11 protein-coding genes and 1 tRNA gene are annotated in these 14482 nt (G+C 59.6%); 8 read left to right on the top strand and 4 right to left on the bottom strand.

Annotation, left to right across the window (positions count from 1 at the left end):
- Window positions 1-5: 5 nt before the first annotated feature.
- Together KORLAC_RS14765 and KORLAC_RS14770 are read right to left on the bottom strand one after the other, a co-directional pair.
- Window positions 6-82: transfer RNA gene (locus KORLAC_RS14765), tRNA-Met, on the bottom strand.
- A 218-nt stretch (window positions 83-300) separates the two neighbouring features.
- Window positions 301-705 carry a hypothetical protein gene (locus KORLAC_RS14770; RefSeq protein WP_068307775.1) on the bottom strand — a complete coding sequence of 135 codons (405 nt, stop codon included), beginning with the start codon at window positions 703-705 and terminating at the stop codon, window positions 301-303.
- Window positions 706-921: 216 nt separating this feature from the next.
- On the opposite strand from KORLAC_RS14770, the gene KORLAC_RS14775 reads away from it, so the two are divergent.
- From KORLAC_RS14775 to hrpB, 5 genes are all read left to right on the top strand, one after another.
- Window positions 922-1389 carry an OsmC family protein gene (locus KORLAC_RS14775; protein ID WP_068307778.1) on the top strand — a complete coding sequence of 156 codons (468 nt, stop codon included), beginning with the start codon at window positions 922-924 and terminating at the stop codon, window positions 1387-1389.
- Window positions 1390-1533: 144 nt separating this feature from the next.
- Entirely contained in the window at window positions 1534-2964 is a 1431-nt protein-coding gene (locus KORLAC_RS14780) for a S41 family peptidase (RefSeq protein WP_068307780.1), read from the top strand.
- 82 nt (window positions 2965-3046) lie between these two features.
- Window positions 3047-4360: a M20/M25/M40 family metallo-hydrolase gene (locus KORLAC_RS14785; protein WP_068307784.1), complete on the top strand. Its 1314-nt coding sequence runs from the start codon at window positions 3047-3049 to the stop codon at window positions 4358-4360.
- A 44-nt stretch (window positions 4361-4404) separates the two neighbouring features.
- On the top strand, window positions 4405-5367 hold the full coding sequence (locus tag KORLAC_RS14790; protein ID WP_068307786.1) for a calcium/sodium antiporter: 963 nt from the start codon (window positions 4405-4407) through the stop codon (window positions 5365-5367).
- 23 nt (window positions 5368-5390) lie between these two features.
- Complete coding sequence (gene hrpB / locus KORLAC_RS14795; protein WP_068307789.1) at window positions 5391-7853, top strand: ATP-dependent helicase HrpB; 2463 nt, start codon at window positions 5391-5393, stop codon at window positions 7851-7853.
- 147 nt (window positions 7854-8000) lie between these two features.
- Here hrpB and KORLAC_RS14800 read toward each other — a convergent pair whose 3' ends face one another.
- Window positions 8001-9113: a zinc-binding dehydrogenase gene (locus tag KORLAC_RS14800; RefSeq protein WP_068307791.1), complete on the bottom strand. Its 1113-nt coding sequence runs from the start codon at window positions 9111-9113 to the stop codon at window positions 8001-8003.
- A gap of 279 nt (window positions 9114-9392) precedes the next feature.
- On the opposite strand from KORLAC_RS14800, the gene KORLAC_RS14805 reads away from it, so the two are divergent.
- Together KORLAC_RS14805 and KORLAC_RS14810 are read left to right on the top strand one after the other, a co-directional pair.
- Window positions 9393-9866, top strand: coding sequence for a YybH family protein (locus KORLAC_RS14805; RefSeq protein WP_068307793.1), 474 nt, complete (start codon window positions 9393-9395; stop codon window positions 9864-9866).
- Between the two features lie 296 nt (window positions 9867-10162).
- Entirely contained in the window at window positions 10163-12217 is a 2055-nt protein-coding gene (locus tag KORLAC_RS14810; protein ID WP_074519428.1) for a DEAD/DEAH box helicase, read from the top strand.
- A gap of 202 nt (window positions 12218-12419) precedes the next feature.
- Here the strand turns inward: KORLAC_RS14810 and KORLAC_RS14815 are convergent, their stop codons facing one another.
- A complete protein-coding gene (locus KORLAC_RS14815; RefSeq protein WP_139167628.1) occupies window positions 12420-13124 on the bottom strand; it encodes a hypothetical protein in 705 nt (234 codons plus the stop codon).
- Window positions 13125-13228: 104 nt separating this feature from the next.
- Here KORLAC_RS14815 and KORLAC_RS14825 point away from each other — a divergent pair.
- A protein-coding gene (locus tag KORLAC_RS14825; protein WP_420913266.1) for an IS3 family transposase occupies window positions 13229-14397 on the top strand; the annotation gives its coding sequence in 2 pieces (ribosomal slippage) (window positions 13229-13499 and window positions 13499-14397; 1170 coding nt in all).
- Window positions 14398-14482: the final 85 nt, after the last annotated feature.

Below are 14482 nucleotides of genomic sequence, written 5' to 3' on the forward strand. Positions count from 1 at the left end.
AAAATTGGTAGCCGAGGAGGGACTTGAACCCCCGACACGCGGATTATGATTCCGCTGCTCTAACCAGCTGAGCTACTCGGCCAAAATATACAAGCTCCCGGCGCGTCTGTATCCTACTCAGAACAACTCGGAACGGCTACACTGCCGCCGAAAGCTGCGCCGGTATAAAATGCGCGCGGGCGAAGGTCAAGCCGAATTTGTCACATTCCAGTGAACTTTTTTTCCTCGCAACAGAGGCGCCAGCAAACACCTTGCTGTCATGAGTTAAAAAGACAGGCAAACAGGTAAACTGAAACCTCCCTACTGAGGAGCGGCCTTGTTTTGCTTCTGTTGGAAAAGGTACGCGCCCAGCAAAGTGAACGGCAACTGGGAAACCAACGCAATGACACTGTACCACAGCGGCATGTCCACGCTCGCAATCGCCAAAACCGTTAACAGAATGGCTATGCCGCCAACTATTCCCGCATTCGCATAGGAATTCCCCCGCGACAAGGCGGCCGTACAATAGCCCGCAACAGCCAGTGTTATTATGGTCACAAGGGAACGCCAGACCAGAAATGCACTCGTCTGTTTCACCGCAATAATGGCATCACCGTCAAGGCCACCGCTCATGGTGAAAACCAACAGCAGCTCACCGACGCTATCCAGCACCAACAAGGCCAACAGCCCCACCACAATTGCTTTAATGCTAACTTTCTTCATCATCTACTCTCTACATCAATTCCAAGGTTCAGTGATTCCGATCTAGGGGAATGGAATGGGCCGGGATATCAAATTCTTGCTGCCAACTGCCTGCCCGGTAAGCATTGAGCTGTTTGGCCCCCTATAGGTGCGCCGAATTGGCACTGGCGCCCGCCGCCCGCCGGGCGTACCTTCAGCCACACGTCAACAACAAAGACGACAGCGAAAAAGGAGGCCGCCATGGCAGAGCATCACTATCACACCCGCACCATCTGGACCGGCGCGGGGGAAGATGGCACCAAGACCTACAAAAGCTACACCCGGGACTATAGGGTGGCGGTGGACGGCAAGCCCGACATCCTGGGGTCCAGCGACCCGGCGTTCCGGGGCGACCCCACGCGCCACAACCCGGAAGACATGCTGGTGGCATCCACCAGCGCCTGCCACATGCTGTGGTACCTGCATCTGTGCGCGGTCAACAACATCGTGGTGACGGCTTACGAAGACGACGCCGAAGGCGTGATGGTGGAGGGCAAGGGCGTAACTTCGAAGTTCGAGCGGATCATCCTCCGGCCGCGCATCACCATCAAGGCGGGCGGCGACATGGAAAAAGCGATGAGCCTGCACGAAGTCGCCAACAAGGAATGCTTTGTCGCCAACAGCCTGAACTGCCCGGTTGAGCACGAGCCCACCATCGAGGCGGAGTAACGCGCTTATCCGCGAGCGCGGGCAAAAATCCGCTTGACGCTACAGGCCCCATACCGGAAGGTGAGCGCCCCGGGAGGAGTTGCAAGAAACCTGAAACATAAGGGGCATCGGCAGATGACACAGGGTCGCTCAGCAACTCGTAATATGCTTAAGCTTATCATCAAGCGCTTTTTTCAGGGCGTGGGGATTTTGTTCATCCTCGCGCTCCTTTATTTCAGCCCGAATATTTATCACATCTATAAATGGAACCCGGTTTTCACGCCGCTGAGCGCCAAATTCTATGGCGAGGCGGAAACGGTCGCTGAGGCGCGGCTGGATGATCTGGATTTCCTCCGCAAGCTGCCCACCATCGACCGCAGCTTCACGCCCGAGACCCTGGCCCTGTTTGAACGGGACGTCAGCGCCCTTGAAGCCCGCGCCGCCAGCCTGACGGACGCCGAGTTCGCGCTGGGTGTCGCCCGCGCCGTGGCGCAAGCCGACAATGGCCACACCAACATCGGCCAACGCGACCTGATCACCAAGAACAACCGCCTGCCCTTCCGCTTCTATTGGTTCGACGGCCACCTGCATGTGGTGCGCGCCGCCCCGGGCCATGAAGCCCTTCTGGGCGCCGAGGTCCTGGCCTTTGGCGACACGCCGGTCGGCGCGGCCCACCGCACCGCAAACAGCTATTTCGGCGGGCAGGACAATTGGCGCAGCTATATGTCCACCGCCATCCTCGAATCCCCCGCGCTCCTGCATGCCGCCGGGATCACCGGCGCCGCTGACAGCACAAGCCTGACCCTCCGCCTTGAAGGCGGCACAAGCCTGACAGAAAGCTTTGACGCCCTGCCCGCGATGCCGGAAGTCTCCTTCCGCGGCCTCTTCCCCTGGATGGTGCTGACAGCCAGGCCGCTGCCGGGGGATGACGGCACCTGGTCCACCCTGGCCGCCCGGTGGACCGAGCCGCCAACCTATCTGGCCAACCCCGACACGCCTTATTTCTTTGAAGAAAGGCAGAACGGCGCCACGCTTTATGTGAATGTGTCCTTCATGCTGGACGCGGGCGGCCTCAGCATTGGCACCTTCTGGCAGAACCTGGAAAGCCACATTGCCGGGCGCCGCTATGACACCATCATTCTTGACCTGCGCAACAATCCGGGCGGCGATTTCAACACATCTGTAGCCTCGGTCGCCCGCCTGCCGGACCATCTGACTGATGGCGGCACCTTCTATATCGCCACCAATGGTGCCACATTCTCTGCCGCGATTGTCAATACCTCCGTCGCCAAATTCCATGGCGGCGACAAGGCCCATATCATCGGCACCCGGGTGGGGGACCGCGACCAGTTCTGGGCCGAGGGCGGCTTCCCGTTTGACCTGCCGCATTCCGATTACCGGGTGTCCTTCGCAACCGGCTACCACGACTGGGTCAATGGCTGCATGGACCGCCACCCGCTGTGCTATGACGGCAATGAAGGCGTGGAAAACCCCATCGCCTCCCTTGATCCCGACATCCGGGTGCCACTGACCTTCGCGGACTATGCAGCCGGGACAGACCCTGTCCTCAAGCTAATCGGCACGAAGCAGAAGTGAAAGCCATTGCCCTTCATGGCATCTTTTGGCAGGGTCGGGGCGACCCGAATTCGGGCGCCCCAACCAGCCAGAAGGATCATCCATGCGTGCGCTTTGCCTAGCCCTGATTGCCAGCCTTTTCACCGCTGCCCCTGCCCTGGAGGCCGATGACGCAACTGAACGCGCCATCCTGGAGGCGATTGAAGGCCAACTGCCGGCGGCGGAGCGTTTGCTGGAGCAGGCCGTGACCATCAACAGCGGCACGCTGAATTTTGACGGCGTCAAAAAGGTGGGCGCGCTGTTCGGTGCGGAACTCAAGGCCATCGGGTTTGACACCGAGTGGGTGGACGGCACAGCGTTCGGCCGCGCGGGCCACCTGGTGGCGTCCTTTGGGAACAAGGGCCCCAAAATTCTGATGATCGGCCACCTGGATACGGTGTTCGCCAAGGACGATACGTTCCAGGCCTTCACCCCGCAGGACGACGATAAGATTGCCGGCCCCGGCATCACCGACATGAAGGGCGGCGACGTGATCATCATTGAAGTGGTGCGCGCGCTGAAGGCCGCGGGCGTCCTTGATGACGTCAGCATCCGCATTGTCATGACCGGCGATGAGGAAGCCAGCGGCAAACCGCTGAGCCTCTCGAAGAAAGCCATCATTGACGCAGCCGTATGGGCCGATATCGCGCTCGGGTTCGAGGACGGTGACGGCAACATCCAGACGGCAGTAACTGCCCGGCGCGGCAGCACAGACTGGACGCTCGAAGTCACAGGCCGCCCGGCGCACAGCTCCCAGATTTTCACGCCGGACGTTGGCTACGGCGCGATCCTTGAGGCCGCGCGCATCCTGAACAGCTTCCGGCTTGAGCTTGAAGGCATGGAAAACCTGACCTTCAACCCCGGGCGCATTGTTGGCGGCACGCGGGTGACGGAAGATGCCGCGACGGCCACCACCTCCGGCTTCGGCAAGAACAATGTGGTGGCGCAGGCACTGAAGGTATCAGGCGGCATCCGCGCCCAGTCGCCAAAGCAACTGGCGGACGCCAAGGCCAAAATGCAGGCCATCGTGGCCGACAGCCTCTTGCACACCAGCGCCTCGCTGACCTTCGCGCCCGGCTACCCGCCCATGGCGCCGACGGAAGGCAACGCCAAGCTGCTGGCGCTCTATAGCGAGATCAGCGAAAGCCTCGGCTACGGCAAGATCGAAGCCGTTAACCCCCGGAAGGCGGGCGCTGCGGATATCTCCTTCGCGGCAGACCATGTAGATATGGCGCTGGACGGCATGGGGCTGATGGGCACGGGCGGCCACACCAAGGACGAAATGGCCGACATGACCAGCTTCAAAAAGAACATCCAGAAAGCCGCGCTTCTGATCCACGCGCTGGCGAACGGTGCGCTTGAAAGCACCGGCGACTGATAACCCCCGACCACCATAGATGTAACGAAAGAAGAGTTTAGATTATGGCGTACCTGCAGCTGATTGGCGGATTGGTGCTTTTGTTCCTGGGCGGTGAGGCCCTGTTGCGCGGCAGTGTTGCCCTGTCGAAAAGATTCGGCCTTTCAACCCTCTTGGTGTCCATGGTCGTGGTGGGCTTCGGAACCTCAGCGCCAGAATTCCTGGTGTCCATCCTGGCGGCGCTTCAGGGCGCGCCCAGCCTGGCACTCGGGAACGTGGTGGGTTCCAACATCGCCAACATCCTGCTGATCCTGGGCCTGTCGGCCGCCATCGCCCCCGTGGCCTGCGATGACCGCCAGATCATGCGCGATGCGGTCGCCGTGTTTGTCGCCAGCCTGCTTCTGGGGCTGTTGACCTTCCTGGGCCAGATTTCCTTTATCTTCGGCCTCATGCTCCTCCTGTCGCTGATCGGCTATCTGACGTTCGTCTATAAATCAGAGCGGCGCGCCCAACTCAGGGCCTCGAAGAAGGTCGCGCATGATGTGGAGGAAGATATCCCCGCCGCGGGCCTCGGCTTCACGGGCGCCCTCTTGGTGGGGCTCGCGGGGCTTGTGGCGCTGGCAGGTGGCGCGCATCTGCTGGTGCAGGGCGCGACTGAAATCGCCCTCGCCTTCGGGGTGTCGGAAGCCGTGATCGGCCTGACCATCGTGGCGGTCGGCACGTCGCTCCCGGAACTGGCGACGGCGCTTGTCTCCGCTTACCGCGGGCATGCGGGCGTGGTGCTTGGGAACGTGCTGGGCAGCAACCTTTTCAACATGCTCGGGGTTCTGGGGGCCACCGCCATGGCGGCCACCGTGCCGCTTGACGGCAAGATCGCCCATTTTGACGTCTGGGTTGGTATCGGCGTGGCGGCGATTTTGCTGCCCGCGATCCGAAGCGGCAAGCGCCTCTCGCGCCGCGAGGGCATCCTGTTCCTCACGCTCTATGCAGGCTATATCTATTCGACGCTGATCACCAACGGTGGGTGAAGCGCTTCAAATAGGCAGGACCCATGACTAAGGCTGGCTCTCCCCTTCCGATTGACGCCGTGCTGCCGCAGCTTGACGCCACGCTGCGTGACAGTGCGTTTGCCGTTCTGGTGGCAGCACCTGGCGCGGGGAAGACCACACGCGTGCCGCTCAAGCTCCTGGCGGCGGACTGGCGGGCCAAGGGACGCATCATCATGCTGGAACCCCGGCGCATTGCCGCCCGGGCAGCCGCACACTTCATGGCCCGAACGCTTGGCGAAGAGGTCGGTGAAACGGTTGGCTACCGGGTGCGTCTTGACACGCGGGTGAGCGCCAGGACGCAGATTGAAGTGGTGACCGAGGGTGTCTTCACCCGCATGATCCTGGACGACCCCGAACTTTCGGGCGTGGCAGCGGTCATTTTCGATGAGTTTCACGAACGCAGCCTGGATGGCGACCTCGGTCTGGCCCTGGCGCTCGACAGTGCCATCCTGAGGCCAGACCTGCGCATTCTTATCATGTCCGCGACGCTGGACAGCACACGCATGTCCAGCCTGCTCTCGGATGCGCCGCTGATTGAAAGCGAGGGGCGCGCCTTTCCCGTGGAAACCCGCTTTGTGCCACCAAAACCGGAGATCCGGATTGAGGACCATGTCGTCTCCACGGTGATGATGGCACTTGGGGAAGAGCACGGCTCCATCCTGGTGTTCCTGCCCGGCGAGGCGGAAATCCGCCGCGTGGCAGAACGCCTGAGCGGGCAGGTTACAGACACCACAGACATCGCGCCGCTTTACGGGCGCCTCACCCCCAAAGAACAGGACCGGGCCATCGCCCCGGCAGCCACCGGACGGCGCAAGGTTGTGCTGGCCACCACGATTGCGCAAACGTCCCTGACGATTGAAGGCATCCGCGTGGTGGTCGACAGCGGGTTGGCGCGCGTGCCGGTTTATGAGCCTGCAACGGCACTCACGCGGCTCGAGACCCGACGCATCTCAAAGGCCGCAGCCACCCAGCGGCAGGGCCGCGCTGGCCGCACAGAAGACGGCGTCTGCTACCGGCTCTGGAACAAGGGCCAGCATGCAGCCCTCCAGGCCTTCGATACGCCGGAGATCCTGTCGGCTGACCTGACCCCGCTTGCGCTCACCCTCGCGGCATGGGGCGTGACGGACCCCGCACAGATGCAGTTTGTGGACCAGCCGCCCGCGCCCGCCTGGGCGGAGGCCACGGCGCTTCTTGGGAAACTGGATGCCATCGACGGTTCTGGCCAGATCACCGATGAGGGCCGAGCCCTGGCGGCCTTCCCCCTCCACCCGCGACTGGCGCATATGATCCACCGCGCGGGCATCAGTGGCAATGCTGGGGAGGCGGCGGAGGTTGCTGCCCTGGTGTCGGAGCATGGGCTTGGTGGCGATGCGATCGATCTTGACGAAAGACTGCGCCGGTTCCGTGCCGACAGCAGCCCCCGCGCGAAGGACGCTAAAGCCCTTGCCCGGCGATGGGCAAAACTGGCGGGCAGCGCAGCGCAAAAGCAACAGGCGATCAGTATCGGCCAGATGCTCGCCTATGCCTACCCGGACCGCCTCGCCCAAGCGGCAGGAAAGCCTGGCCGTTTCCGCCTTGTGGGCGGGCGTGCCGCTAGCTTGCCAGAAACGGACGCGCTGGCGCGGCACAAGTTCCTGGTGGTGACAGACATCACCGGCCAGGCCGCAAACGGCCGCATCCGCGCGGCAGCACCGATTGATATGGAGGAGATTGAAGAAACCTTCTCAGCCCATATCGCCGAGGAAACCCGTCTTGAGTTTGACCGCGGCTCCCGTAGCGTGCGCGCGCGCCGGGTGCGGGCGATCGACCAGGTTATCCTCGCAGACGCTTCCGCCAAGATTGAGGACACAGACGCTGCCGCAGAATTGTTGTGTTCGGCCATCCATGATCTGGGGCTGGATGTTCTGCCGTGGTCCAAAGGGCAGCAGGCGCTGCGCGCGCGGGCGACCTATCTGCATGAAGCTGTTGGCGCGCCCTGGCCGGACCTGAGCGACCAGGCCCTTGGGAAGGGCGTCCCGGACTGGTTGCTGCCTTATCTGTCTGGTGTAACGGCTATCTCGAAGATCACCCCTGATATGCTGGAGGGGGCGCTGTCGGCCCTGTTGCCGTGGGATTTGCGCTCGCAGATCGACACCCTGCTGCCGTCCCATTTCAAAGCCCCGACTGGGTCGCGCATTCCCATCAACTACGCTCATGAGACAGCCCCCGCGATTGAGGTGCGCGTACAGGAGCTTTTTGGGCTGACGGGGCACCCATCCATCATGGGCGGTAAGGTGCCGCTTCTGGTCATTCTGCTGTCGCCTGCCCATCGCCCGATACAGATGACCCGGGATTTGCCGGGCTTCTGGCACGGCTCGTGGGCCGCTGTCGCCAAAGACATGAAGGGCCGGTACCCGCGCCATTTCTGGCCAGACGACCCGGCAAGCGCACAGGCCACATCCCGCGCCAAACCACGCGGCACTTAGGCCGGGCAAGTAAGCCACGATCGGCAGCAATCAGGCGTTTGAAGGGCACCAGCCCCCTATGAAAAAAGAAGAGCGACCCCGGAGAGTCGCTCTGTCACTATGCATTCAAGTTTGCAGCGCCTTGGCGACTGCGGACACCTGCCTGGGTCACGACCAGGGTGTCACCAGATATTTCTCGCCGGTTCTCATCGCCCGGTAATCCGTCACCGCTTCCTTGGTCAGCATTTCTTCCAGATTGACGTGCTTCTTGTAGCTGCTGGCAAAGGTGGTGGTCAGGTTTTCAAGCACGCGTTTGCGCATCCGGCCAACCGTTTCCATGCCAACCGACTGGAGGAACGGGAACAACAGCCAGCCAGACAGCGTCCAGCCAAAACCATAGCTCGGCGACAGGATCGTCGGCCCAACATCCAGCCGCCCGTAGATGAACATGCGCTTCGGCTGGTTGGAGCCATAACGCGAATATTCGGTCATCCTGCCGACCGCGACCTGTTCCATCGCCTTGAAGGCGGTGTCAACTGCTTGCCCACCGCCAATCGGGTCAAAGCCATAGAAGGCACCCGTGTCATCGATTGCGGACCGAAGGCTACCCATGAAACCGTCTGCCGCGGAATTGACCACATGCGTTGACCCCAGCTTTTCCAGAAGCTCGACCTGGCTGTCCTTGCGCACGATATTGACAAGGCCCAGGCCGTCTTCCTTACAGATGCGGGTCAGCATCTGACCCAGGTTGGACGCGCCGACGGTGTGCAGGATGGCTTCCTGCCCGTCCATTTTCGCGTTTTCCGCAAAGCCAAGGGCGGTCATCGGATTGACGAAGGCGCTTGCGCCGTCTTCGGCCGAATGATCACCAAGCGGCAGGCACATGCCCGCATCAGCGATACAATATTGGCTGTAGGCATTGCCCGGCACACACGCGACGCGCTGGCCCACAAGGGCCTTGGCCATATCGCTGTCACCGGCTGCGACCACGGTACCCGCGCCTTCGTTGCCCGCAGGAAGCTTCAGCCCGTGCCGTGCCTTCGAGCCGCTGTTGAAGGGCTCGGGCATGGTGGCAACATATTTGCCGGGCGAATAGTCCGCATTCTCAAGGTCGGCAGCACTGGTCAGGATGGCCAGGTCCGACGGATTGATCGGCGCGGCTTCCATTTTAACCAGCACCTGATTGCCCGTGGGATCAGGGAAAGTCACGTCCTCGATCGCGACGGTCAGTGTACCGTTGCTTTCAAGCGTGGTGAAAAGTTGCTTACCCGTCGTGCTCATACCAAAGTCTCCCTTTCGCGGTTGCGATTTGTGGCGCGGCTGCCGGATATGGGCCCGGCGCGCGCGGTGTCCCTGTATGATCATTTAGGTCGGCTGCGATAAAGGCAAGCACGTCGAGGCCTATCCGAACTCCGGCTACGTCAAACTGACATCCCGACGGGTCGCCCGGCCTGCATACATCCCGCTTCAGCGACAAGCGCTTTAGCGGGCAACTGAATGGCTTGTGCCGACCCGCAAATATCGCCTATCGTCAGATCATCATTTTCTGGGAGGGATAGAATGAAATATCTGCTGTGTGCGGTGCTTGTCGCCATCGGGTCAACGCCCCTGTTTGCGTCCGCTGACGATGAAAAAGCGATCAGGGAGATTATCGCTGCCATCGAATATGGTTGGGAAAATGGCGACGGCGCCCCTTTCCGGAAGCATTTCCTCGATTTTGAGGGCGCGCGCTATGTGGAATCCGGCGGCCAGAACGAAGGGCTGGATGATTTGGTGACCAACCATGTGGAACCAGAAAAAGACGCCCTTGAATATCTGCATCTGGACTTTTCAGACATCGAAATCCATTTCGAGGGTGGTTTTGCCTGGGCCGTCGCCGATACGCGCGTCAAAGGCAAGGTACGGAAAAATGGGCGCGAGTTCGACAAGGCCGGGCGCCAGACATTCCTGTTCCGCCTGGTCGGGGACGCATGGAAAGTGGTGCACACCCATTCTTCAAGCCGCGACTATAAGCCCAAGAAGCACGACCACTAAGCCGCCACAGGGCCCTGTTGCATAGTATATCATCGCCGCCTCAGATGGATTCTGGTGACCAGGAAAGTCATTTTCTCAAAAGGATGATAAATGACACATCTTGGTGACAGCGCGCCCCTTTTCAGGGGCTCCACCCGGCCCAGGATCTGGGATTATTTTGACACTGCCTGAACTCTGTCTACAATAGGCAGGCTAGATTGAGCTTGCCTCAACGCACACTTGGCAGTATCCGTGCAGGCTTCTTAATGCGATTAGCCGGCAGTTTTGCGGTTAAACCCCGTTTCCGAAAGAATATGATGACAGATTTTGATGGTGTCGTTCCGGCGCTCGGCCAGGCGTTAACAAAGCGCGGCTATACTTCTCTCACGCCCGTGCAGAAAGAAATGCTGGCCCCGGGCCTTATTGGCGCTGACGCTCTCGTTTCTGCTCAAACGGGGTCCGGCAAGACAGTTGCTTTTGGCCTTGCGCTTGCGCCCGATATTCTCGAGGGGGCCGAGAGGCTCACCCAGGCGCACGCGCCACTGGCGCTGGTGATCGCGCCCACGCGTGAGCTTGCCCTTCAGGTGAAGCGCGAGCTGGAATGGCTCTATGAACTGGCAGGGGCGGATATCGCCACCTGTGTCGGCGGGATGGACATGCGCACTGAGCGCCGCAATCTGGACCGGGGCGCGCACATCGTGGTTGGCACACCTGGCCGGCTGCGCGACCATATTGAACGGGGCTCGCTTGATATGACAGCGCTGCGTGCTGTTGTTCTTGATGAAGCCGACGAAATGCTTGATCTCGGTTTTCGGGATGATCTGGAATATATGCTGGATACAGCGCCGGATCACCGCCGGACGCTCCTGTTCTCGGCGACCGTGCCGAAATCCATCATGGGGCTTGCCAAACGCTATCAGCGCGATGCCATCCGCATTGAAACCAAAAGTGACACCAAGCAGCACCAGGACATCGAATATCGGGCCCTGATGCTTGCCCCCAACGACAAAGAAAACGGCATCATCAATGTGATCCGTTATTTTGAAGCGCCGAACACCATCATCTTTTGCAGCACCCGGGCTGAAGTGAATCATATGACCAGCCGCTTCAATAACCGTGGATTTTCGGTTGTGGCCTTGTCGGGTGAACTGAGCCAGAACGAACGCAGCCATGCCCTGCAGGCGATGCGGGATGGGCGCGCGCGCGTCTGTGTTGCCACCGATGTTGCTGCCCGCGGGATTGACCTGCCCGGGCTTGAGCTGGTGATCCATGCGGATATTCCGAAGAACAAGGAAATACTGCTGCACCGAAGCGGGCGCACGGGCCGGGCCGGGCGAAAAGGTGTCTGTGTCCTGATGGTGCCCTATCCGGCACGCAGGCGCACGGAACGGCTGCTCAGCAACGCCCAGATTGATGCGACCTGGGCCAAGCCGCCAACGATGGAGGAAATCGCCGCCCGCGACCGCGAGCGTTTCCTGAATGATCCCGTGCTGACGGAAGCTGTGACTGATGAGGAACGCCCTCATGTCCAGGAACTTCTTGACCATCATAGTGTCGAACAGATTGCCGCAGCCCTGGTTCGTTTGCAGCAGACAGGTCAGCCCGTGCCGGAAGAGCTGTCGGACACCGGCCCGACACGGGATTATGGTCGGGATAGGGACAATAGCCGGGACAGGTCTAAAGGCAGAGACAGGGCAGAGCGCCCCCAAAAGAACCGTCAGGACTTCAGTGACGGGACGTGGGTGTCTTTGTCGGTTGGGCGCAAACATAACGCCGAACCACGCTGGATTTTGCCAACCCTTTGTCGGGCAGGCCATATCACCAAAAAAGAAATTGGCTCGATCCGCATTCATGAAAATGAAACGCATGTTGAGCTCGCGCCCGATATCGTTGACCAGTTTTTTGCGGCCCTTGGCCCCAGCCGCAAACTGGAGAAAACCATCACGGTCGACAAGCTCCGCGGTCCTGTACCTGAAGCCGAAAGCAGCCGCAGCAAAATGCCTGTTCGGGAAAAACGAGCGTATGAAAAGCGCGGCCCCGCAGGGGCGCCTGACGGCAGGCGGGATGACCGGAAGGCGCAGCGCAGCAAGCCGATTGAAGATGAAAAGGTTCGTTCCAAACGCCCCCACAGCGAGGACAAGCCTCCTCAAGCAGAGGACAAGCCCCCTGTTGAGGAGGCCAAAAACCGGGCGGCTGCACCGGACGCTGCTGAAAAAACAGGCGCGGTGAAAAAAGCGGATAGCAAGCCGAAGGCCAAGAAAGCCAAAGGGGCCAAGAAAAAGCCAAAATGGACGGCGGCACAGAAACGAGCCCGGGATGAAGCCAAAAAGGCTCAAAAAACTGGTGGAAACACGCCGTTAAAGCGCAAATAAGTCGGAGATAAGGGGCGGCTTTGGGCCGCCTCTCATAAAAGCACCCCTGATTTCGGGGCAATGCGGTTGTGCGCTTTGGTAACAGGGAGCCATTGCCTCCCTTGAGCCGTTTTGGGCCAGAAAGGGGACGAACGTCATCCCACTTTGTTTAGGATTGGGCCGCGTTTACAAGTTGCTCAAGGTTAACCTTCGATCGGAAGACCTAAAGGCTTCGTATTCGAGGTATAACTGCTTTCCGCTTGCCCGGATTTTTTTGGCGTTCCTTAATATCCTGAAGCCAATTCTCCAAAGCTGCTACTTCAGCTACCATATCTGCGTGCGATACTTCCGCCGGATTAAGTGCCTCTGAATTGACATGCATCTCTTCGGACAAACGACTTCTAGCAGACGTTACAGTTTTCACATCTTCCTCGCACAAAACTGCAAGTTTATACAAACTATTGCCACGAATTGTATTATCGAAACGCCCAAGAACGGGCATGATGAAGTCGGCAACGCCTTGATCCCATGCTTCTCGAAACTTTTCCAAAAAGCCTTTAACAATAATTTCGCGTTTTGCTTGGGAATAGTCATCAAACTCATGTTTGATAGCTTTCAGTTCACTTCGTAATGTATTGGCAAGCTCCAGACCTGGTTGTGCTTTGAGTGGCATTGAACCAGAAACATATCCTGGTTTGTTCGAACGACGATGAACGTGCTGGTAGTGAGGGATAATATTTTGGGCTTCAGCCTCTCGCTTCAGCTCGAACAAGAATGTTAAGTCATGTGTGAAGATTATGACTTGACGGTGTGCGGATTCTTCCACCAGACGCCGAGCGACAGTTTTACGGTGAAGGTGGTCGAGCGAAGACATCGGGTCATCAAAAACAATTCCAGAGTACTCTTTAGAAGTTACGAGTTCCGCCAAGAAAGCAGCCAGAGCTACACACCTGTGTGAGCTGGTCCCCGGAAATCGGACAGTGACGTAAGCTATGGAAACGTGTTTTCTGGTCTCAGTTACGGAGACCAAATATGTCCAAGAGGAAACAGTATAAGCCCGACTTCAAGGCCAGGGTGGCGCTTGAGGCGCTGAAAGGCGAACAGACGGTTGCGGAACTGTCGAGCCGGTTCGGGGTTCACCCGACGATGATCCACCAGTGGAAGAAGGCCTTGTTGGAGAATGCCGCCGGCATCTTCGAGCGTGGGGCCGCCAAGAAGGAAGCGGAGGTCGATCCGGGCAAGATCAAAGACCTTCACGCCAAGATCGGGCAGTTGACGATCGAGAATGATTTTTTAGTGAACGCGCTCAAGCCATGGACCGAGAAGTGAGGCGGACCATGATTGAGCGCCGACCCAAGCTGTCCGTCACCCGCCAGTGTCAACTGCTGTCGCTGAGCCGATCGAGCTTCTATCATCAGCCAAAGGGCGAGAGCCCCGAGAACCTGGACCTGATGCGCGAGATCGACCAGCAGTTCCTGGATACGCCCTTTTACGGTGTCCGCCAGATGACCTGGCATCTGAGACGCAAGGGCCATCAGATCAATGTCAAGCGGGTGCGTCGGCTGATGCGGCTCATGGGCCTGATGCCGATCTATCAGAAGCCCAACACCAGCGCACCGCATCCCCGGCACAAGCGCTATCCTTATCTATTGAAGGGCTTGCGGATCGACCGACCCAATCAGGTCTGGTGTGCCGATATCACGTACATTCCTGTGGCGCGGGGCTTCCTGTATCTGGTGGCGGTCATGGATTGGCATAGCCGCAAGGTGCTGGCCTGGCGGCTGTCGAATACCATGGATGTCCAGTTCTGCCTCGATGCCCTCGATGAAGCGCTCGATCGGTATGGCAGCCCCGAGATCTTCAACACCGACCAGGGCAGCCAGTTCACCTCATGGGCCTGGACACAGCGGCTTCGCGGGGCCGGGGTTCGCATCTCGATGGATGGCAAGGGCCGGTGCATGGACAATATCTTCATCGAGCGGCTGTGGCGCAGCCTCAAGTATGAGTGCGTCTATCTGCACGCCTTCGAGGGTGGCCGGGAGGTCCGGGCAGGCATCCGGGCCTGGGTTGACTTCTATAACCGCCTCAGGCCTCATAGCGCCCATTCGGGCTGTACGCCGAAGGAAATCTATCACGGCTGTCTGCCGCTCTCCGGCCCGGGCCTCGGCCCGGTCCTCCAAGCGGCAGACAAGGCAGCCTGAACCAACAATGGAAAACAATGATCAGAGACCGAAACTGTAGCTTAATTTAGCCCTGAAACTGTCCAAGCTTTGGGGACCAGCTCAG

It is taken from the genome of Kordiimonas lacus (assembly GCF_001550055.1).
Lineage (GTDB): Bacteria > Pseudomonadota > Alphaproteobacteria > Sphingomonadales > Kordiimonadaceae > Kordiimonas > Kordiimonas lacus.